Origin of the sequence: Massilia sp. Root133, from assembly GCF_001426525.1 — a bacterium.
GTDB classification, from domain to species: domain Bacteria; phylum Pseudomonadota; class Gammaproteobacteria; order Burkholderiales; family Burkholderiaceae_D; genus Telluria; species Telluria orientalis.
In genome coordinates this window covers 81,544-102,198 of sequence record NZ_LMEW01000031.1, presented here as the reverse complement: position 1 = coordinate 102,198, position 20,655 = coordinate 81,544, and the positions used below count along the sequence as shown (strand labels likewise).

Genomic DNA, 20,655 nt, shown 5'->3' with positions numbered 1-20,655 from the left:
GAATAGCCGCTTCCGCCACCATGTCGTTCGCATCGCTCGGCCTGATCGACCAGATCACGCGCACCCTCGCCTCGCTGTCCTACACCACGCCCACCGCCGTCCAGGCGCAGGCGATTCCCGCCGTGCTGGCCGGGCGCGACGTCATGGCGGCCGCCCAGACGGGTACCGGCAAGACGGCCGGCTTCGCCCTGCCCCTGCTGCAGCGGCTCGTGATGGACGGCGCGCAGGTGGCGGCCAATTCGGCGCGTTCCCTGATCCTCGTGCCGACGCGCGAACTGGCCGAACAGGTGCACGAGAGCGTGCGCGCCTACGGGACCGGACTGCCGCTGCGCACGATGGTCGCGTACGGCGGCGTCAGCATCAATCCGCAGATGATGCGCCTGCGTAAAGGCGTCGACGTCCTCGTCGCCACGCCGGGCCGCCTGCTCGACCTGCAGCGCCAGAACGCGGTGCGCTTCAACCAGGTGCAGACGCTCGTGCTGGACGAGGCGGACCGCATGCTCGATCTCGGCTTTTCGCGCGACATCGACAACCTGCTCGCGCTGCTGCCCAAGCGCCGCCAGACCCTGCTCTTCTCCGCCACCTTCTCCGACCCGATCCGGGCGCTGGCGACGAAGCTGCTGGTCGATCCGGTCAGCATCGAGGCCACGCCGCGCAACACGACCGTGAAGGCGATCCGCCAGTGGATCGTCCCCGTCGACAAGAAGCGCAAGCCGGACCTGTTCCTGCACCTGCTGAAGCGCCACGGCTGGCCGCAGGTCCTCGCGTTCGTGAAGACCCGCAAGGGCGTCGACCAGCTCGTCGACCTGCTCGACGCGAAAGGCATCGCGGCCGACTCGATCCACGGCGACAAGCCGCAGCCCGCCCGCCTGCGCGCGCTCGACCGCTTCAAGGCGGGCGAGGTGCGCGTGCTGGTGGCGACCGACGTCGCCGCGCGCGGCCTCGACATCGAGGAACTGCCGGTCGTCGTCAACGTCGACCTGCCCATCGTGGCGGAAGACTATGTGCACCGCACGGGCCGCACGGGCCGCGCGGGGGCGTCCGGCGACGCGGTGTCGCTCGTGTGCGCGGACGAAGTCCAGCAGCTGGCCGCCATCGAGGCGCTGACGCAGCAGGCCTTGGAGCGCAAGGAGGAAGCCGGTTTCGAGCCCGAGCACCGCGTGCCGCAGACAAACGCGGCCGGGCAGGTCGTCAAGAAGCCGAAGAAACCAAAGAAACCGAAGGGCACCGACCGCGACGCGCCCGTCGTGCAGGAAGACGTGCGATTCAGGCGCTGACCGGATCGCGCACGTCCGGCAAGGCAAGATGGCGCGCCTGCGCACGATCAGTTCAGCGATCTTGCCTCCGTTCGTTTGTCGCACCGATTTTACGTGACGCAAGCCGGAAAATAACCACGGTTTGTCACCGCGACGTCACCGCAGCTCCAGCCAGAACTTCCTCACCCCCTCGTCCTCGTCCACCGGCCCGACGGTGAACCCGAGCTTCTTCACGAGGCCGATGACGGGCGCGTTCTGCGGCAGCGCCTCGCCCACGATCTCGCGCGTGCCGCGCGCGCGGCAGTACGCGATCAGCTTGTTCATCAGCATGACGCCCAGGCCCTTGCCCTTCAGGTCGGAGCGCACCGTCACGGCGAATTCCGCGCTCATGTTGTCCGGGTCCGCCACGACGCGGGCCACGGCGAGCGTCTCGGGATGGCCGTCCGGCCCCGTGCGCGTGGCGATGAAGGCCATCTCGCGGTCGTAGTCGATCTGCGTGAAGCGCGCCAGCTGCGCGGGCTGCAGCTCGCGCACGCGCACGAACATGCGGTAGCGGACGTCGTCCGGCGTGAGCGCGTTGAAGAACGCCACGTGGGCGGCGCCGTCTTCCGGGCGGATCGGGCGCAGCAGGATCGTCCCGCCCTGCCACGGCACGAGTTCTTCCAGCTCGATCGGATACGGACGGATCGCGAGCCGGTCGAGCGCGTTGCCGGCGCGGTCGGCCATCGCGATGCGCATGCGCGCGTCCAGCACGACGGCGCCGTTGGCGTCCGCGAGGAGCGGATTGATGTCCAGCTCGACGATCTCCGGCACCTCGGCGATGAGGCGCGCCACCTGCACGAGCACGGCGGCGATCGCGTCCAGGTCCGCGGCCGGGTGATTGCGGTAGCCGGCCAGCTGGCGCGCGACGCGCGTGCGCGCGATGAGGTCGCGCGCCAGCACCGTGTTCAACGGCGGCAGCGCGACTGCGTGGTCGTTCACCGCTTCCACCGCGAGGCCGCCCTGGCCGAACAGGATCACGGGCCCGAACACGGGGTCGGTCGCCGCGCCCGCGATCAGTTCGTGCGCTTCCGGATTGCGCGCCATCGCCTGCACGATGAAGCCATCCAGGCGCGCATCCGGCTTCAGTTCCGCGAGGCGTCGCGCCATGCGCTCCGTCGCCGCGCGCACGGCGTCGGGCGTGTCCAGGTCGAGCGATACGCCGCCCACGTCCGACTTCTGCACCACGTCCGGCGACAGGATTTTCACGGCGACCGGATAGCCGATGTCCGCTGCCATCGCCACCGCCTCGTCCGGCGTCGCCGCGGCGCGCGTGGGGACGGTGGGGATGCCGTAGGCGTCGAGGATCGCCTTCGTGTCCGGATCGTCCAGCAGGTAGCGGCCCGTCCGGCGGCCCCGTTCCAGCGCGGCGCGCACGAGGGCGCGCGCCCGTTCGCGGTCCGGTTCGCCGTCGCCGACGGACGCCGGCACTTCCATCAGCAACTGCTGGTTGCGGCGGAAGTTCACGATCTGCAGGAAGCCGTTCACGGCCGCTTCCGGCGTGCGGTAGGCCGGCATGCCCGCTTCGTACGCGATCGTGCGCGCCTCGCCCACGGACTGCAGCCCGAGCCAGCACGCGAGCACGTTGCGCGACGACGCCTTCGCCAGCGGCGCCACGGCGCGCGCCACGTCGGCCGGATCGACGACGGCGTTCGGCGCGTGGATCATGACGACGGCGTTGGCCTGCGGGTCGTGCAGCAGCACGTCGATGACGTCGCGGTAGCGCTCCGGCGGCGCATCGCCGCGCAGGTTCAGCTCACCGGTGCCGCTCCATTCGGGCACGAGGTCGCGCAGCCTGGACACCGTCTCCGGCGCGAGTTCGGCCTGGTGGCCGCCGCCGTACTGTAGCGCGTCGCTCGCCAGCACGACCGGGCCGGCGCCGTTGCCGAGGAGCGCCAGCCGCTCGCCGAACAGCGGTTTCGCACGGGCGAGCGTCTCCACGGCGGCGAACAGCTGGTCGGTCGTGTACACGCGCAGCATGCCGGCGCGGCGGATCGCGGCGTCGTAGACGTCGTCCGGCCGCGCGAGCACGCCGGAGAGACAGGCCCCGGCCGTCGCCGCTTCCAGCGAGCGTCCGGCCTTGAGCATCAAGGTCGGTTTGCTGCGCGCCGCCGCGCGCGCGGCCGACATGAACTTGCGGGCATAGCGCACGCTTTCCGCATGCACCAGGATCGCGGAGGTGCCGGGATCGCTGGCCAGGTAATCGAGCACGTCGCCGAAGTCGACGTCGGACGATTCGCCCAGCGCGAGGATCGTGGAAAAGCCGACATTGCGCGTGCGTGCCCAATCGAGCACGCCCGCCATCAGCGCGCCCGATTCGGACACGAACGCGATCCGCCCCGCCGCCGCGCCGCCCATCGCGATGCTCGCGTTCAGGCCGATGCCCGGCGCCAGCAGTCCGGAACTGTTCGGGCCGAGGATGCGCAGCAAGTACGGGTTGGCGGCATCGAGCATCGCCTGCTTGATGCTGCGGCCGCGCAGGTCGCGCGCCGTCGACACGCCGGCGCTCATCACGATGGCCGCCCGCGTCCCCAGCTCGCCGAGGCTGCGCACGATGCCGGGGATGGTGGACGGCGGCGTGCAGATGATCGCCAGGTCCGGCGCCGCCGGCAGCCGCGCGACGTCCGGCCAGACTTCCAGGCCGTCCAGCGTCTCGTACTTCGGGTTCACGGGGTACAACTGCCCCTTGAAGCCCCCTTCGCGCAGGTTGCGCAGCATGGTCGCGCCGACGCTTCCCGGACGTTCGGACGCGCCGACGAGCGCCACCGATTTCGGGGCAAACAGTTGCTTGAGATTACGTACGCTCATCCACCGCTCCCAGCCGTGCAAGCCCCACCACGCGGATTGGCTACACTTGGTTCGACATAGACAGGATGATATCAGCGCTCACACACCATGACGGAAACAAACAAGGAAGAAAGCGGAAAAGACGGCGGCTCGCGCAAGGTGATCTACGCGGCGATCCTCGCCAACCTGGGCATCGCCGTCGCCAAGTTCATCGTCGCCGCCATCACGGGCAGCGCCGCGATGCTCGCCGAAGGCATCCACTCCGCGGTCGACACGGGCAATGAATTCCTGTTGCTGGTCGGGGAGCGCAACAGCGAGAAGCCGCCCGACAAGCGCCACCCGTTCGGCTACGGCAAGGCCTTGTATTTCTGGGCGCTGCTCGTCGCGCTGTCCGTGTTTTCCCTGGGCGGCGGACTCTCCATCTACCACGGCATCAGCGCGCTGCGCCATCCGGAGCCGCTCGAGGATCCGATGTGGAACTACGTCGTGCTGGGCGTGTCGGCGTGCTTCGAGGGCTATAGCTGGAACGTGTCGCGCAAGGCGTTGAACAAGCGGCGCAAGCCGGGCGCCTCGCTGTGGCAGACGGTCCACGCGAGCAAGGACGCCTCCGTGTTCACCGTGTTCATCGAAGACACTGCCGCCCTGCTGGGCCTCGCCATCGCGGCCGCCGGCATCCTGCTCGGCCATGTGTTCGACAGCCCGTATTTCGATCCGGCCGCGTCGGTGCTGATCGGCCTCCTGCTCGTGGGCGCCGCGTTCGCCCTCGCGCGCGAGACCGGCGCGCTGCTCGTCGGCGAAGGCATCGGCACGGACGCCACGCGGCGCGTGTGCGAGATCCTGCGCGACGATCCGGCCATCGAGGACGTCGGCAAGCTGCTCAGCATGCAGCTCGGGCCGGACGAAGTCCTGCTGACGGCGGCCGTGCGTTTCAACCGCGGCATGCGCATCGACGAAGTGGAGGCGGCGATCGAGCGCCTGGAAAAGGCGGTGGCGGCCGTGTATCCGGCCATCCGCCACATCTATTTCGAATCGGGCGCGCTGCGCTCGGCGATGCGCTGATCGGCCCGCACGACGGGCAGCGCCCGGAACCGCGGCGAGCGGGCGCGGAACTCGCGCAGCAGGCCGTCGACGACGGCCGCGGTGTGCAGCCGCAGAACCGCCGGATCGGGATTGCGCTTCGCCACGGCGGACAGCACGGCGCATTCCGCCAGCTGCGCCAGCGCCACCGCGACGCCGTCGCGGCCCCGCATGACGGGCGCGCTGGAAAAGTGCGGGCGCAAGTGGCGATCCAGCGCGAACGAGCCTTGTACGAGGCGATCCACACCCATGTCGAAGATCACCCGGTCGATGACCTGCGCGGCCCGTTCGCCTACCTGGCGCTGGCTGCGCATGGTCCGTATCGCGAACACGCGCCTCAACATCCCATTCCCGTTTGTTCTCGTTGTAATAGCAATATGCTAGCATGCGTGACCATTTTTGCATCAGGCATTGCGCCCTGGATGCATCGAAATGCAACAGTCCATCGTGCTAGAATGCGCCCGATGAAGACCGTAATGCGCTCACTGATCGCCTGGCTGTTGCTGCTCGCCCTGCCCTTCCAGGGCCTGGCCGCGGCACGCATGCTGCCGTCCGTGAGTGCGCCGGCCGTCGCGCACGCGGCGCCGGTCGCGCAGCACTGCCACGCCACGGCCGCGGCCGCGGCCAAGGCGGACGACGGCGATCACCGGCACCAGCACCGCAGCGTCTGCGGCGACTGCTGCATCGTCGTCGCGCTCGTGCCCGTGCCGCTCGTCCCGCCGGCGTTTCCGCCGCCTTCCATCGCGATCCCCTTCCGCGCCGGCCACCTGGCCAGCGTCGACCCGCCCCTGCTCGAACGTCCTCCCCGCCGCCTCGCCGCCTGATCGCTGTAGTCGCCGCCTGCGCCCGTGCGCGGCGGTGCCATTCACGCATTCGCAACGAGGACGACATGAAACGACTCATCCAGACGTACGCGCTGGCCATGGCGCTGGGCGCCCACGGGGAGATGAAATGAACCCGCGACAACGACTTTTACCGCGTGCGGGCGCGGCCGCCGCGCTGGCCCTGCTGGCCGGCTGCGCGACGGTCACGCCGGACGGCGGCTTCGGCGACGTCGCCGCCACGACACAAAACCGCATCGGCACCGCGCCGCAACTGGCGCGCGACGCCACCGGGCAAGGCGCGCTCGCCGCATCGCTGCGCGACCTGCCCGTGTTCCGGGAAGGCCGGCCGCTGGACATGGACACGGCCGTGCGCATTGCCCTCGTCAACCACCCGGGCCTGCAGGCCACGTACTGGAACGTCGGCATCGCCCAGGCGGATCTCGCGCAGGCGGCCCGGCCCCGCAACCCGTCGTTCGACTTCACGCGGCTCGCCGGCGGCGGCGCCCTCGAGATCGAGCGCGGCATCACGTTCGACCTCGTCGGCCTCCTGACGACGCCGCTGGCCGCCCGGATGGAGACGCGCCGCTTCGAACAGGTGAAACGCGACGTGGGCGCGGCCATCGAACGCCACGCCCTCGAGACGCGCACGGCGTGGGTCGAGGCGGTCGCCGCGCGGCAGGCGCTGGAGTACGCGCGCCGCGTGCAGGCATCCGCGGACGCGGGCGCGGAGCTCACCGGCCGCATGGCGAAGGCCGGCAACACGAACCAGCTCGAACTGGCGCGCGAACAGGTGTTCCTGGCCGAAGCGGCGCGCGACGCCGCACGCGCGGACAAGCGCGCAACGAGCACGCGCGAACGCCTCACGCGCGCGCTGGGCCTGTGGGGCCGGGAGGCGGACTACGCCCTGCCCGACCATCTGCCCGACCTGCCGGCCGCGCCGGCGGAACTGGCGGACGTCGAACGCATCGCGCTGGCCCAGCGCCTGGACGTGCGCGCCGCACAGGCCGAGGCGGCCGCCACCGCGGCGGATCTCGGGCTCACGCGCACGACGCGCTTCATCAACGTGCTGGACCTCGGCGTCGCCAACAAGACGCAGACGGGCGAGCCGACCGGGCGCGGTTACTCGCTGTCGCTGGAACTGCCGCTGTTCGACTGGGGCGGCGCGCGCGTCGCCCGTGCCGAAGCCACCTACATGCAGGCGGTGAACAAGGTCGCGCTCACGGCCGTCACGGCGCGCAGCGAGGCGCGCGAAGGCTATCTCGCCTACCGCAACGCATACGACGTGGCGAAGCATTACCGCGACACGATCCTCCCGCTGCGCAAAAGAATCGGGAAGGAAGTCCTGCTGCGCTACAACGGCATGCTCGCGAGTCCGCACGACTTGCTGGCCGATGCGCGCGCGCAGGCCGAAGCGGTCGGCGCCTACATCGAAGCGCTGGACACCTTCTGGACCGCCCACGCCGAACTGGAAGCCACGCTCGGCACCCGATTGAACAAGGAAAAAACCCAATGACCAGCCGCAGAAACTTCATCACCGGCGCGGCCGGCGCCATGGTCGGCGCCTCGCTCGTGTCGAAGGCCGGCGCGGCCGCCATCCCGGAAGCCCCGGTCCAGTCGTCGCCCGCCACCCAGCCGCCGCTGCATCCGCCGAGCGGCCGCCCGTACAACCCCGTCGTCACCCTGAACGGCTGGAGCCTGCCGTGGCGCATGAAGGACGGCGTCAAGGAATTCCACCTCGTCGCCGAACCCGTCGTGCGCGAGATCGCGCCCGGCATGAAGGCGAACCTGTGGGGCTACAACGGCCAGAGTCCGGGCCCCACCATCGAGGTCGTCGAGGGCGACCGGGTGCGCATCTTCGTGACCAATAAACTGCCGGAGGCGACGACGATCCACTGGCACGGCCAGATCCTCCCGAGCGGGATGGACGGCGTGGCGGGGCTCGTGCAGCCCGCGATCGCGCCCGGCAAGACGTTCGTCTACGAATTCGTCGCGCGCTACGCCGGCACCTTCATGTACCACCCGCACAGCGACGAGATGACGCAGATGGCGATGGGCATGATGGGCTTCTGGGTCACGCACCCGAAGGACCCGCGCCAGCACGCCGTCGACCGCGACTTCGTGTTCCTGCTGAACGCGTACGACATCGAGCCGGGCAACTACACGCCGAACGTGAACACGATGCTGGACTTCAACCTGTGGACCATCAACAGCCGCGCCTTCCCCGGCACCGACCCGATGGTCGTGCGCAAGGACGACAAGGTGCGCATCCGCATGGGCAACCTGACGATGACGAACCACCCGTTCCACATCCACGGCCACCGCTTCGAGGTGACGGGCACGGACGGCGGCTGGATCCCTCCGGCCGCGCGCTGGCCCGAGGTGACGGTCGACATCGGCGTGGGCCAGATGCGCGCCATCGAATTCGTCGCCGACAATCCCGGCGACTGGGCGTTCCACTGCCATAAATCGCACCACACGATGAACGCGATGAGCCACGCCATGCCGAACCTGGTCGGCGTCGACCAGGCCGGCGTGGCGAAGAAGATCAACGACCTCGTGCCGGGCTATATGGTCATGGGCGACAAGGGCGGCTCGATGGGCGGCATGCGCATGGCGCTGCCGGAGAACACGCTGCCCATGATGGCGGGCCGCGGGCCGTTCGGCGACATCGAGATGGGCGGCATGTTCACCGTCATCAAGGTGCGCGAGGGACTCGCGCGGGGCGATTACCGCGATCCGGGCTGGTACCGGCATCCCGCCGGCACGGTGGCGCGCGAGTGGACGGGCGCCGTGCCCGACCCGGTCGGCGCACCGGCGGCGCCGGCGTCCGGGGCGGTGATCGGGACGGCGAAACGGGGTGGGCACGAGGGCCACTGACGGTCCCATCACGCCCATCGGGGCGTTGGTCACACAGGTCGCGCGCTGACGCCGGTCGTCTCCGACAATCTGGTCCACCAGATTGAAAGGACACCGTGATCAAGCCCCATTACGCCGCCCTCCTGCTCGCCCTCGCCGCGCCTTTGGCCCGCGCGGAAGATCCGCCCGCCCCGACCGTGACCGTCACCGCCAGGAAGGAGGCGGTGGTGAGGAAGATCGACAAGACCGTCCACGACGTGTCGAACGCGCCGCGCGCGGCCAACGGGTCCGCGCAGGACGTGCTGCAAGCGACGCCCGAGCTGGCGGTGACGGCCGACGGCCAGATCGCCGTCCGGGGCAACACGCAGGTCACGGTCCTCGTCGACGGCAAGCCGACGGCGCTGCTGTCCGGATCGAGCGAGGACCGCGCGGTGGCGCTGCAGACGATGAGCGGCGCCGACATCGCGAGCGTGGAAGTCATCACGAATCCGTCCGCCGCACGGAATGCCAATGGCGGCGCGATCGTGAACATCGTCCTGAAGCGCAACCGCAAGCCCGGCGCGCATGCGCAGGTCCAGGGCAGCGCGACGGACCAGGCGTTGTGGAATGCCGGTGCGTCGGGCGATGTGACGCGGGGTCGATTGAGCGTGCACGCCAACGTGGCGCACCGCCACGACGGCACGCGCAAGGTGCGCCGGTCGGCCGTCGATTGGCATGATCCGCTCACCGGCCGGGCCGGGCAGACGGTGCAATCCTCGGAGGTGTTCGTGCGCCGCGTGGTCGACAGCGCCGCGCTGGGTATCGACTACGCGCTGGGCGACTCGGACAGCATCGGCATGACGGCGCGGCATAGCGGGCGCCGGTCGCGGCCCCTGTTCGACGTGCTGGGCGAGGAGCGCGAAGGCGCCGGCGAAACCATCCACCACCGCATCTCGTACGGCCCCAACGAGCAGTCCGACGACAGCGCGAGCCTGAGCTACAGCCATCAGCGGAACGGCAGCGCGCTGAAGGCGTCGATTCAGCACAGCACCACGGATGCCCTGGTCGACAAGTCGTACCGCGACGTGTTCGTCGTGCCCGCGCGCGCCACCGCCTACAGCCGCGGCGCCGGCAGGACGGCGCGCCGCCTCGACCAGGCCACGGTCGACTGGACGCGTGGCCAGTGGGGCCTGGGCCTCGACATCCAGCACAAGTCCGACTCGATCGGCAACGTCCAGGCCGCCGTCGATCCCGCGACGGGCGCCGAAACGCCGGACCGCAACACGACCAATGCGTACACCGTGACGACGACGTCGGCCGCGGCGTATGTGACCGACCGGATCGTGATCGGCAAATGGGAAGCGCTGCTGGGCGGCCGGGCCGAACGCATCGCGCGCTGGCGGGCGTTCGATCCGAGCCTGCATGTGAAGTATGGGCTGCAAGGCGACACCGACCTGACGCTCAGCTACCGCCGCAGCCTGCAGATGCCCGATCCGCGCGACCTGAATCCGTTCACGACGTATGTCGACGCGCAGAACCTCGGGCGGGGCAATCCGGGGCTCGGACCGCAACGCCTGGGGTCATGGGAGATCGGCGTGAACAAGGAGACACCGCACGTGACCGGCAGCCTGGGCGCGTTTTACCGCACGGGCCGCGATACCGTCGTCGACGCACGCACGTTCGAGCATGACGTGCTGGTCACGTCGAAACGGAACGGCGGCGAGGCCCGCGCGGCCGGCGTCACGGCCTCGCTGGACTGGAGGCCCGGCGGACCGCTGCAGTTCGGTATGGACGGCGGCATCTACCGCGTGGTGCTCGACCAGGACGCCGTCGCGGGTTATGTCAACGTCAGGGTCGGGTACGGCGACGTGTCCGTCGACGCGCACGCCCAGTCGGCCGGCATCACGCCGCAGGGCCACTACGGGCCGACGAGCAGCGTGAACCTCACGTGGAAACACGCGTTGAGCAAGACACTCGGCCTGACCGTGAACGCCAACGACATCTTCGACGGCAGCCTGCGTGCCTATCGGACCGACACGCCTGCATTCCACCAGGCCGGGTTCGACCACTTCGTCGCCCGGCGCGTGTACGTTGGGCTCGTCAAGCGCTTTTCGCGGTGACCGGATAGCCGGCCGCCACGATCGCCTCGGCGATCCTGTCGAGGTCCGCGGTGCTGTCGACCTTGACCTTCTTCGTGGGCAGGTCGACTTCGACTTTCGCATCCTTGTCGAGGGCCTGCACGGACTTCGTGACGCGGCCCACGCAGTGGCCGCAGCTCATGTCTTCGACGGTGAGTTCATACATCTTGTGTGCTCCTTGGGGTTGGGTTGGAATGATGTCGGGTGCGGGCCGTGGCGCCGGCCGCCAGCGCCGCAGCAGCAGCGCATTCGTAACGACGCTGACGGAACTCAGCGCCATCGCCGCGCCGGCCAGCACGGGGTTCAGCAGGCCCAGGGCCGCGACGGGGATGCCGACGACGTTGTAGACGAACGCCCACGCGAGGTTCTGGCGGATCTTGCGCCACGTGCGGTCCGAGATGTCGATGGCGTCCGCGACGAGCAGCGGGTCGCCGCGCATCAAGGTCACGCCGGCCGTGTGCAGCGCGACGTCCGTGCCGCCGGCCATCGCGATGCCCACGTGGGCCGCCGCCAGCGCCGGCGCGTCGTTGATGCCGTCGCCCACCATGCCCACTGTACGGCCTTCTGCCATCAGGCCGCGCACGACGTCCGCCTTGTCCTGCGGCTGCACCTGCGCGACCCAGCGCGTCAGGCCGAGCGCCTGCGCGACGGCGCGCGCGCTGCCTTCGTTGTCGCCGCTGAGCATCATGCTGTCGACGCCGAGGTCGCGCAGGCGGGCGATGGCGGCGCGGCTCGTCGGTTTCAAACGGTCGCCGAACGCGAGCACGCCTTCCACGACGATGCCGCCGCCCGCTTCACGCGCGAGCCACGACACGGTGCGCCCGTCCGCTTCATGGCGTTCGGCCGCGGCCACCAATGCGGCAGCCGGGGCACCGGCACCGATTTCGTCCAGCAATCGGCGGTTGCCGATCCAGACGGCCGCGCCATCCACGCGGGCCCGCACGCCGCGGCCCGGCAATGCGGCCGATTCCGTCGCGGCCGGCGCGGCCACGTCCTGCGCGGCCGCCAGGTCCGTCACGGCCCGCGCCAGCGGGTGCGCGCTGCCCTGTTGCACGGCCGCGGCCAGCGCCAGCAGCCGTTGCGGGTCGTCCCCTTCCAGCGCCACCACGCGGGGACGGCCTTCCGTCAGCGTGCCCGTCTTGTCGAACACGACCATCTGCAGGGCGTGCGCCGTCTCCAGCGCTTCCGCGTCCTTGATGAGGATCCCGTGGCGCGCGGCGGCGCCCGTGCCGACCATGATGCCCGTCGGCGTGGCAAGGCCCAGCGCGCACGGGCACGCGATGACCTGCACGGCGACGGCGTTCAGCAACGCCTGCTGCCAGTCGCCCGTGGCGAAGCCCCAGGCCAGCAGCGTGACCAGGGAAATGAGCAGCACGACGGGCACGAACACGGCACTGACCTTGTCGACGAGGCGCTGGATCGGCGCCTTCGCGGCCTGCGCATCCTCGACCATGCGGATGATCCGGGCCAGCATGCTGTCCGCGCCGACGGCGGTCGCTTCCACGAGCAGCAGGCCTTCGCCATTGACGGCGCCGCCCGTCACGCGGTCGCCCTCACCCTTCGCCACGGGCAGGCTTTCCCCCGTCAGCAGGGATTCGTCGAGGTGGCTCGCGCCTTCCACGACCTTGCCGTCGGCCGGCACGCGCTCGCCCGGCCGCACGACCATCAGGTCGCCGGCGCGCAGGGCGTCGAGGGCGATGACCGTGTCCTGGCCGGCGCGCCGGACGATGGCTTCCGAAGGCCGCAGCGCTTCCAGCGCGCGGATCGCCGCGACGGTCTGGTGCTTCGCCCGGCCTTCCAGCCATTTACCGAGCAGCACGAGCGTGATGACGACCGCGGCCGATTCGAAATAGAGGTGGCCGTGGCCGCCCGCATTCAACAACTGCCAGAGCGACAGGAAATACGCGGCCGACGTGCCGATGGCCACGAGCAGGTCCATGTTCCCGGCGCCGGCCCGCAGCGCTTTCCACCCCGCGCGGTAAAAGCGCGCGCCGAGCCAGAACTGGACGGGCGTCGCCAGCAGCAGTTGCAGCCAGCCGGGCAGCATCCAGTCGATGCCGAACGGCGCCAGCAGCATCGGCGCGATGAGGGGAAGGCTCAGCAGCGCGGCCAGCGCCACGGGCCACCACGTCGGCAGGCCCTGCGCCGCCTCCGCCTTCGGGGTCCCGGTCGGCCGCGCCGTGTAGCCGGCCTGCTCGACGGCGGCCAGGATGGCCTGCAGGTCGAGCCCCTCGCCCTGCACGGCCGCGCGTTCCGTGGCCAGGTTGACGCTCGCGTCGCGCACGCCCGGCACGGCCTTGAGCGCCTTTTCGACGCGCGCCACGCACGAGGCGCACGTCATTCCGCTGATGTCGATATCGATCGCCATGGGTATCCTCCTGTGATTTCCAGTACAGGATATGCCTTCCCACAATGGTAAGGTCAAGCGGATTGTATAGCGGGCAGCGGATCCAGCGGGCGGAGTTCGTAGCAGAGGTCGGCCCGGTCGGCCGCGGCGGGTGCCGACAACAGGTAGCTGTCCAGGCCGAGCCGGCGCCCGGACGCGTCCAGCTGCGCCGGCCCCAGGTCCGCCTGGCGCAAGACGAGCACGACGTCGTAGGCGAGGGTCGGCACGGCGAACAGGCGCAGCAGGGTGCGCAGCGCCCGGGCGCCCGGGGCGCCGGGCAGGAAGTGCTCGTAGCGGGCGCGGTCGAGAGGGCCGAGGCGCACGCGCACGCGCAGGTCCGGCCGCCAGCTGCGTTCCCCCAGCAGCGCGCGCCGGCCGAGCAGCGCGTTGGTGCCGACGACGGCCTGCTCGCCCGGGGCCAGCGGGTCCCAGTGGCCGATGCCCTCCTGCACGCGCACGGCCACGCCGAAATGGCTGGACAGCACCCGGCCCAGCACGGCCCCCGACACGGGCCGTCGGCGCAGCAGGCCGGCGAACGCGGCCAGCGCGGTGTCCGGCACGCCGTCGTGTGCGAACACGCCGCCGCCGGGCACGCCGGCGAGCGCCAGCAACAGCGGGAGGAAGGCGTCGCGCGGGGCGGCCACGAGGTGTTCGACCCGGTATTTCTGCCACGCGCGGTACCACAGCGCGAGCATGCGCGTGCTGAACATGTCGAGGAAGGCGCGCGCCGCCTGCGCGTCCTGCCCGTCCTGGGGCAGCGCGAGCAGGCGCTCGGTCACATGCAGCGGCAGCGCCCCGTGCGCGCCCAGCAGGCCCATGAAGCTCGGCGTCAGACGGTAGCCGTCGGCATCCAGCGCCGCGGCCTCGATCTGGCTGGGAGGAAACGCCAGCGCGAGGCTGTTCGCGAAGCGCAGGTGGCGGGCCAGCGCGCGCCGTTCGGGGATGCCGCGCTCGCCGAGCGCCAGCAGCAGCAGGCGCACGGCCTGGACGAATTCGAAGCGCTGGGGCTGGGCCAGCAGGCGGGCGATCAGGTCCATCCGCCGCTACTGGTGTGCGGAGAGCAGGCGATGATCTCGCGGCCGGTCTGTTGCGACACGACTTCCAGCCGCGTGAAGCAGTTCAGGTGGCCGTTCAGCGCGAAGTACTGGTCGAGCACCTGCACGAACGGATACAGTCCCGTGCCCGCGAACGCGTCCTCGTCGACGGTGAGGCGGATGCCGATGCCCGGCATCAGGCTTGCGACCGGCGCCGCGCCCACCCACGCGCGCACCGTGCCGTGTTCGAGCCCCACGATGCCCGCGATCTGGCGCTGGGCGACCGGGGACCGCGGCAAATCGTACAGCGCCAGCATTTTCTGGAAATCGGCCAGGCCCGCCATCGTGAGGCCCGCGTGGTTCAGCGCAAGGTGGGCGATCAGGCGCCAGTGCGACCCGCGCGTGCCGCCGAAGCGCCGGCCTGGTGTCGGTTTCCTCAGCATGCGGATGGGCGCCAGCGTCGACAGCTCGTCGCTGCGCAAGTCGCCCTGCGGCTGGCCGTACGGCAGGCGCGACGGCCCGTCGCGGTTACTGCACGTCAGTTCCGTGGACAGCGTGGCGCCGGCGGCGTCGAGCGGGTGGAAATCGGCGTCGACGAGGGCGATGCGCATCTCGTGGCCGGGGCTGACGGCCGCCGTCGCGTCATCGCGCCGCGCGATCCAGTAGTGCGCGCGGTGCGACGCTCCGCCGCCCGCCCTGCCCTCGTCGCCCGGCGCGTAGAGGGGATCGAAACGGGTGACCGTGCCCGTCCCTTCACGCACGAGCCGGACGGCGTCCACGCTGTGGATCTCGTAAGCACCCGCGTGCGCGCCGTCGGCCAGCAGCGGATAGTCGGCGCTCGTGTACGCGAGCTGCACGGGCGCGCCGGCCTTCGGGAACAGGTTGACGACCGGCGTGCAGCCCGGCAGCAGGCTGCGCGCATCCAGGCCGGCCAGCAGGCGGGCCGTATCGGAATCGGGCGCGATGCCGGACAGCGCCAGGTGCAGCGTGAAACGGCGGCAGCGCGGCGGCAGCAGGCCGGCCAGCGCCGCGAGGTCGACGTCGACGAAATTGAATTTTTCCGGATAACAGAAATACTCGGTCAGCAGGCGCGGCGCCGGATGCGAGCGGGCGGAATATGGCAGCATGGCATCCACGTCCGCCAGGCCGGCCAGGCGCAGCGGGACGCGCGGCAGCGGCAGCCAGCCCTTGTCGCCTTCCGGCTGCACCCAGGCCGCGGCGCAGCGGAGGAACAGCGCGTCGATCAGCGCGGCGCGAGTCGACGCTTCGCCGTCGGCGAACAGGCGCCACGCCGGCGGAAGGCGGCCGACGTCGCCGCGCGCCGCCGCGATCGTCAGGCTGATGCCGCAACCGGCCCCGCGCGGTGCGCGCGCCGTGCGCGGCGCGTCGAGCAGCGGCACGAACGCGAGGCGCTCCACCGTGAGCGGCGCCAGCAGCACGTCGTAGACGGTGCGGAACAGGCACGGCGTGTCGGTGCCCGCGCTCGAGCGCAGCATCGTCCCGCGCGCCAGCACGGACGGGGTGTCCGGTACTTCGGCCGGCCCGCGCTGTCCCACCTGGACGATCGAATACGACGGCAGCGGCCGCAGGTAGTGCGGGTACAGGCTGTCGAGCAGCGCTTCCGTGAACTTGGGGTAGTCGTCGTCGAGACGCTTGTTGATGCGGGCGGACAGCAGCGCGACGGATTGTATGAGCCGGGCGACGCCGGGATCGTCCCACGTCTCGCCGGCCACGTGCAGGTCGCCGGCGGGCTTGGGATAGCGGGCGCGGAACTCGCGCGCGAACTGGCCGAACAATCCCAGCTCTTCCTCGTAATAGCGCAGCAGGTCGTCCATGGCTTCCTATCGTTGCCCAAGACCAAGATGCATGCTCCCATCCGGCGGAAAACCGTATCTTGAGTACAATCAATGCAATCAACCCGAAGGAGAACGCCGTGACCGACCTGAACCAGTTCCTCATCACGCAGAGATGGCCCGCGCAGCACCCCGACCGCCTGCAGCTGTATTCGCTGCCCACGCCGAACGGCGTCAAGGTGGCGATCATGCTCGAGGAAATCGGCCTGCCCTACGAGGTGCACCGCATCGCGTTCGACAAGAACGAACAAACGACGCCGGAATTCATGTCGCTGAACCCGAACAACAAGATCCCCGCGATCATCGACCCCGACGGCCCGGGCGGCAAGGCGCTGCCGCTGTGGGAATCGGGCGCGATCCTGCTGTACCTGGCCGAGAAGACGGGCAAGCTGATCCCGGCCGATCCGGCGCTGCGCTACCAGACGATCCAGTGGCTGATGTTCCAGATGGGCGGCATCGGCCCGATGTTCGGCCAGCTGGGCTTCTTCCATAAATTCGCCGGCCGCGAGTACGAGGACAAGCGTCCGCGCGACCGCTATGTGCACGAAGCCAAGCGCCTGCTGGGCGTGCTGGACGGCCACCTGAAAGGCCGCGACTGGATCATGGGCGACGAGTACACGATCGCCGACGTCGCCTGCTTCCCGTGGGTGAACAACCTGGTCGGCTTCTACGACGCGGGCGAGATCGTCGGCTTCGACCGCTTTCCGGAAGTGGGCCGCGTGCTGGAAGCGTTCCGCGCGCGCCCCGCCGTTGTCGAAGGGCTGCAGATCCCGCGCGCCCCGGCCCCTTAAGAGAGTGTGCGCAGGTCGGCGACCACCTCGGCGCCGAAACCGGCGCCGAGCAGGTAGTCGACCAGCCGTTCGGCGCATTCGTCCGGCTCGACGAGCGCGCCCGTCTCCTTCAGGTTGACGAAGCGTTTGCGCAGCGGGAAGCGGTCTTCCGTCGTGGCGCGGATCTCGGCCTGCATGTCCGTATCGATGACGCCGGGCGCCAGGCTGCAGATGCGCACCCCGCGTTCGCAGTCGAGGGCGACGGCGCGCGCGTGGTGGTCGAGGGCCGCCTTGGTGGCGCAATAGACGCTCCAGCCCGGGTAGGCATTGCGGCCGGCGCCGCTGGAAATGTGCAGGATGCGCCGTTGCGCCCCGCCGCTGGCGCGCACGACAGCGGCGGCGAGCGCCATCGGTGCGGCCACGTTCAACTGCACGGCGCGCAGCACGGCCTGCGGATCCTGCGCGTCGAGCGGGCCGACGGGGCTCACCATGCCGGCATTATTCAGCAGCAGGACGGCGCCGGTGCCGTCCAGGTAATCGCCCAGCATGCCGTCCGCGAACCAGCGCGACAGCGCGACGCTGTCGGCCAGGTCCAGTTCAACTTCCTCGAACAGGTCGGGATACGCGTCCGCCAGGTCGGCCGAACGGGTGCGCGCCAGGCCGAGGACGGGTACGCCGCGCGCCAGCAGATTGGCGGCGAGCGCGGCGCCGAGGCCCCTCGTGTGGCCGGTGACGATTGCTTTCATGGGAATCTCCTGGGGCGGGTGAATCAAATGTTAACCCAAGGACGTCCTAGCGCCAATCGTGCGCACCTATACGAACGTATGAGCGAACGTATGAGGACCCATACCAAGGTCTGATGGCGCGCCGGCGGCGGCCGGCCTACGATGCTGGCATTTCGACAAGGAGACCCCCATGCCCCTGCATCGCCTGCTCCGTTTGACCGCCGCGCGCCGCCGCCTCACCGAATGGCTGATCCTGGGCGCGGGTCTCGTCTCGTCCGGCCTCGTGCTGGTGTGGATGGTGTGGACAGAGCGCGCCGGGGCGCTGTCCGAGGACGCCGACCGCATGCGGGCACAAGCCGTCGTCATCGACCAGACCCTGCACCGCCAGCTCGAGGGCATCCGCTGGGCGCTGGACGGCGCGCGCGCCGCGCTGGCGCCGGACAGCGGCTGCGACCTGGCCTGCCGCCGCACGCTGCTGCAATCCCTGAAGCGCGCCATGCCGGGCGTGCGCGCGCTGCTGGCCGTCGGCCGCGGCGGCCGCATCGAGATCACCGACGACGACCTGGGCGACCGCCGCCTCGACGACAAGCGCTTCCTCGCCCAGCTGCCGCACATGTGCGACGGCCGCACGTTGTACCTGTCCGATCCGTACGAGCTGCAGCCGAACCAGTTCAACCTGAAGGCGGCGATGTCGCTCGACGCGGGCGACGGCTGCGGCCACGGCGCCGTCGCCGCGATCCTGAATCCGGAATACTTCGACGCCGTGATGCGCTCCGCGCTGTACGCGCCCGACATGACGATCACGATCACCGACCTGGACGGCCACCGCCTGCTGTACGTCCCGCCCGATCCGGAAACGATGCGCGCGGGCGCGCTGCATCCGGATGCGATGCTGGCCGCGCACCGCGCCGGCGGCGAACGGGTCTCGGTCCGGCGCGGCGTGGGGGCCGACGGCGTCGACCGTCTCGTCGTCCAGCGCAGCATGCGGATGGAAAACCTGGGCATGGACCGCGGCCTCGTCGTCGCCCTCGCGCGCGACGCCGGCCGCATCGACGCCGGCTGGCACCGCCTCGCGCTCGTATCGACCGCGGCCTGGACCCTGTTCTGGTCCGCCTGCGCGGCCGCCCTGCTGTTCGCCCAGCGCCGCCGCGCCGCGCTGGAACGCCTGGCGCGCAACGCCGAAGCCGAACGTGCCGCCGCCGCCGAGCGCGTGGAGCTGGCGCTGAACGGCGCGAGCCTGGGCCTGTGGGACTGGCACATCCCGTCCGGCCGGCGCACGGTGGACGGCCGCGCCTGCGCCATCCTCGGCTACACCCGCGACGAGCAGAACCGCCAGGGCGGCGAACGCGACATGTTCTCCCCCGTCCACCCGGACGACCGCGAGCCGCTGCGCCACGCGCTCGACCAGCACCTGCAGGGCGCCGTCCCCGCGTTCGAGGCGGAGTTCCGCATGCGCCACCGCAACGGCCACTGGGTGTGGGTGCAGTCGCGCGGCAAGGTCGTCGAGCGCGCGGCGGACGGCCAGCCCGTCCGCATGGTCGGCACGCGCACCGACATCAGCGCGCGCAAGCAGGCCGAGGCCGACATCGCCCACCTCGCGTTCTACGACGGCCTGACGAACCTGCCGAACCGGCGCCTGCTGATGGATCGCCTGGGCCACGCGGTCGCCAAGTGCGAGCGCAACGGCGGCTTCGGCGCCGTGCTGTTCGTCGACCTGGACAACTTCAAGACGCTGAACGACACGCGCGGCCACGACATGGGCGACCGGCTGCTGGAAATGGTCGCGTTCCGGCTGCAGCAGGTCACGCGCGAGGCGGACACTGTGGCCCGCCTGGGCGGCGACGAATTCGTGCTGCTGCTGGAAGACCTCGGCACGTCGGCCGTCGATGCGACGGCCCATGCCGAGCTGGTGGCCGGCAAGATCCTCGCCACGCTGTCCCTCGCCTACACGCTGGACGGCCACGAGCTGCGCAGCACGCCCAGCATCGGCGTCTCCCTGTTCGGCAACGCCAACCACGTCGTGCACGACCTGCTGCGCCAGGCCGACATGGCGATGTACGAAGCCAAGTCGGCCGGCGGCGCCACGTTCCGCTTCTTCGACCCCAGCATGCAGGCCGCCGTCGACGCCAGCACGAGCCTGGAGACCGATCTGCGCTTCGCGCTGGCGCGGCGCGAGTTCGAGCTGTACTACCAGCCCGTCGTCAACGCGATGGGCCTGATGGTGGGCGTCGAGGCGCTGATCCGCTGGCACCATCCGAAACAGGGGCTCACGGGACCCGGTGCGTTCATCGCCCAGGCCGAGAAGTCCGGACTGATCGTCGGCATCGGCGACTGGGTGCTGCAGGAAGCGTGCCGCCAGCTCGCGCGCTGGGGCGGCGACGCCGCCACGGAGCACTTCACCATCGCCGTCAACGTCAGCGCGCGCCAGTTCCGCCAGGAGGACTTCGTGCCGCGCCTGCTCGAGATCCTCGCGCACAGCGGCGCCGATCCGCGCCGTCTCAAGCTCGAACTGACGGAAAGCGTGCTGCTGGCCGACGTCGAGGACACCATCGCGCGCATGACGGCGCTGAAGGAGCAAGGCATCGGCTTCTCGCTCGACGATTTCGGCACCGGCTATTCGTCGCTGAGCTATCTGCAGCGGCTGCCGCTGGACCAGCTCAAGATCGACCAGTCGTTCGTGCGCGACATGCTGCGCGTGCCGCACGCCGCGAGCATCGTCCAGGCGATCGTTCACCTGGCCGGCAACCTGGGCCTGCACGTCGTGGCCGAGGGCGTCGAGGAGGAAGCGCAGTGGGACGCACTGCGCTCGCTCGGCTGCGGCGGCTTCCAGGGCTATCTGTTCGCCCGGCCGATGGCGCTCGCCGAGCTGGCCGGGATGACCGAGGAAGAAGCCGCGCCAGCCTGAAGACCATCCATTCTGCCAGTTGGCCG

Annotated in this window: 14 protein-coding genes; 8 read left to right on the top strand and 6 right to left on the bottom strand. The window is 70.4% G+C overall.

Going from position 1 to position 20,655, the window contains the following annotated elements:
• Positions 1-20: 20 nt before the first annotated feature.
• The gene (locus ASD28_RS18545) at positions 21-1,277 is read left to right on the top strand and encodes a DEAD/DEAH box helicase (protein ID WP_056131346.1); all 1,257 of its coding nucleotides are present in this window, start codon (positions 21-23) and stop codon (positions 1,275-1,277) included.
• Between the two features lie 135 nt (positions 1,278-1,412).
• On the opposite strand, the gene ASD28_RS18540 is transcribed toward ASD28_RS18545, so the two are convergent.
• The gene (locus ASD28_RS18540) at positions 1,413-4,103 is read right to left on the bottom strand and encodes a GNAT family N-acetyltransferase (RefSeq protein ID WP_056131343.1); all 2,691 of its coding nucleotides are present in this window, start codon (positions 4,101-4,103) and stop codon (positions 1,413-1,415) included.
• Between the two features lie 87 nt (positions 4,104-4,190).
• On the opposite strand from ASD28_RS18540, the gene ASD28_RS18535 reads away from it, so the two are divergent.
• Positions 4,191-5,141, top strand: a complete 951-nt coding sequence (locus ASD28_RS18535) for a cation diffusion facilitator family transporter (protein WP_056131341.1) — start codon at positions 4,191-4,193, stop codon at positions 5,139-5,141.
• Here the strand turns inward: ASD28_RS18535 and ASD28_RS18530 are convergent.
• Positions 5,102-5,491 carry a hypothetical protein gene (locus ASD28_RS18530; protein ID WP_156403795.1) on the bottom strand — a complete coding sequence of 130 codons (390 nt, stop codon included), beginning with the start codon at positions 5,489-5,491 and terminating at the stop codon, positions 5,102-5,104. The genes ASD28_RS18535 and ASD28_RS18530 overlap by 40 nt on opposite strands.
• 144 nt (positions 5,492-5,635) lie before the next feature.
• Between ASD28_RS18530 and ASD28_RS18525 the strand changes: the two genes are divergently transcribed.
• The 4 genes from ASD28_RS18525 to ASD28_RS18510 all read left to right on the top strand — a co-directional run bounded on the left by ASD28_RS18525 (position 5,636) and on the right by ASD28_RS18510 (position 10,938).
• On the top strand, positions 5,636-5,983 hold the full coding sequence (locus ASD28_RS18525; protein ID WP_156403796.1) for a hypothetical protein: 348 nt from the start codon (positions 5,636-5,638) through the stop codon (positions 5,981-5,983).
• A 127-nt stretch (positions 5,984-6,110) separates the two neighbouring features.
• A complete protein-coding gene (locus ASD28_RS18520; protein ID WP_056131331.1) occupies positions 6,111-7,496 on the top strand; it encodes a TolC family protein in 1,386 nt (461 codons plus the stop codon).
• Positions 7,493-8,860, top strand: a complete 1,368-nt coding sequence (locus ASD28_RS18515) for a multicopper oxidase family protein (RefSeq protein WP_056131329.1) — start codon at positions 7,493-7,495, stop codon at positions 8,858-8,860. Before ASD28_RS18520 ends, ASD28_RS18515 begins: the two co-directional genes overlap by 4 nt.
• A gap of 95 nt (positions 8,861-8,955) precedes the next feature.
• Positions 8,956-10,938, top strand: a complete 1,983-nt coding sequence (locus ASD28_RS18510) for a TonB-dependent receptor (RefSeq protein ID WP_056131326.1) — start codon at positions 8,956-8,958, stop codon at positions 10,936-10,938.
• Here the strand turns inward: ASD28_RS18510 and ASD28_RS18505 are convergent.
• Genes ASD28_RS18505 through tssF form a run of 3 tightly spaced genes read right to left on the bottom strand, consistent with a single transcriptional unit; the run spans position 10,919 to position 16,211 of the window.
• Positions 10,919-13,324, bottom strand: a complete 2,406-nt coding sequence (locus ASD28_RS18505) for a heavy metal translocating P-type ATPase (RefSeq protein WP_056131323.1) — start codon at positions 13,322-13,324, stop codon at positions 10,919-10,921. The genes ASD28_RS18510 and ASD28_RS18505 overlap by 20 nt on opposite strands.
• A gap of 53 nt (positions 13,325-13,377) precedes the next feature.
• Positions 13,378-14,379, bottom strand: a complete 1,002-nt coding sequence (gene tssG / locus ASD28_RS18500; RefSeq protein ID WP_056131320.1) for a type VI secretion system baseplate subunit TssG — start codon at positions 14,377-14,379, stop codon at positions 13,378-13,380.
• The gene (tssF, locus tag ASD28_RS18495; RefSeq protein ID WP_229412138.1) at positions 14,370-16,211 is read right to left on the bottom strand and encodes a type VI secretion system baseplate subunit TssF; all 1,842 of its coding nucleotides are present in this window, start codon (positions 16,209-16,211) and stop codon (positions 14,370-14,372) included. The genes tssG and tssF overlap by 10 nt, the downstream gene beginning before the upstream one ends.
• A 98-nt stretch (positions 16,212-16,309) precedes the next feature.
• Between tssF and ASD28_RS18490 the strand changes: the two genes are divergently transcribed.
• Positions 16,310-17,020, top strand: a complete 711-nt coding sequence (locus ASD28_RS18490; protein WP_056131317.1) for a glutathione S-transferase family protein — start codon at positions 16,310-16,312, stop codon at positions 17,018-17,020.
• On the opposite strand, the gene ASD28_RS18485 is transcribed toward ASD28_RS18490, so the two are convergent.
• The gene (locus tag ASD28_RS18485; RefSeq protein ID WP_056131314.1) at positions 17,017-17,745 is read right to left on the bottom strand and encodes an SDR family oxidoreductase; all 729 of its coding nucleotides are present in this window, start codon (positions 17,743-17,745) and stop codon (positions 17,017-17,019) included. The genes ASD28_RS18490 and ASD28_RS18485 overlap by 4 nt on opposite strands.
• A 169-nt stretch (positions 17,746-17,914) precedes the next feature.
• On the opposite strand from ASD28_RS18485, the gene ASD28_RS18480 reads away from it, so the two are divergent.
• A complete protein-coding gene (locus tag ASD28_RS18480; RefSeq protein WP_056131309.1) occupies positions 17,915-20,629 on the top strand; it encodes a bifunctional diguanylate cyclase/phosphodiesterase in 2,715 nt (904 codons plus the stop codon).
• Positions 20,630-20,655 lie beyond the last annotated feature (26 nt).

Coding starts and splice junctions, on each gene's coding strand:
- ASD28_RS18505 (WP_056131323.1), bottom strand. CDS start 13,324: ATGGCGATCGATATCGACATCAGCGGAATGACGTGCGCCTCGTGCGTG.
- tssF (WP_229412138.1), bottom strand. CDS start 16,211: ATGGACGACCTGCTGCGCTATTACGAGGAAGAGCTGGGATTGTTCGGC.
- tssG (WP_056131320.1), bottom strand. CDS start 14,379: ATGGACCTGATCGCCCGCCTGCTGGCCCAGCCCCAGCGCTTCGAATTC.
- ASD28_RS18540 (WP_056131343.1), bottom strand. CDS start 4,103: ATGAGCGTACGTAATCTCAAGCAACTGTTTGCCCCGAAATCGGTGGCG.
- ASD28_RS18485 (WP_056131314.1), bottom strand. CDS start 17,745: ATGAAAGCAATCGTCACCGGCCACACGAGGGGCCTCGGCGCCGCGCTC.
- ASD28_RS18480 (WP_056131309.1), top strand. CDS start 17,915: ATGCCCCTGCATCGCCTGCTCCGTTTGACCGCCGCGCGCCGCCGCCTC.
- ASD28_RS18535 (WP_056131341.1), top strand. CDS start 4,191: ATGACGGAAACAAACAAGGAAGAAAGCGGAAAAGACGGCGGCTCGCGC.
- ASD28_RS18545 (WP_056131346.1), top strand. CDS start 21: ATGTCGTTCGCATCGCTCGGCCTGATCGACCAGATCACGCGCACCCTC.
- ASD28_RS18520 (WP_056131331.1), top strand. CDS start 6,111: ATGAACCCGCGACAACGACTTTTACCGCGTGCGGGCGCGGCCGCCGCG.
- ASD28_RS18515 (WP_056131329.1), top strand. CDS start 7,493: ATGACCAGCCGCAGAAACTTCATCACCGGCGCGGCCGGCGCCATGGTC.
- ASD28_RS18525 (WP_156403796.1), top strand. CDS start 5,636: ATGCGCTCACTGATCGCCTGGCTGTTGCTGCTCGCCCTGCCCTTCCAG.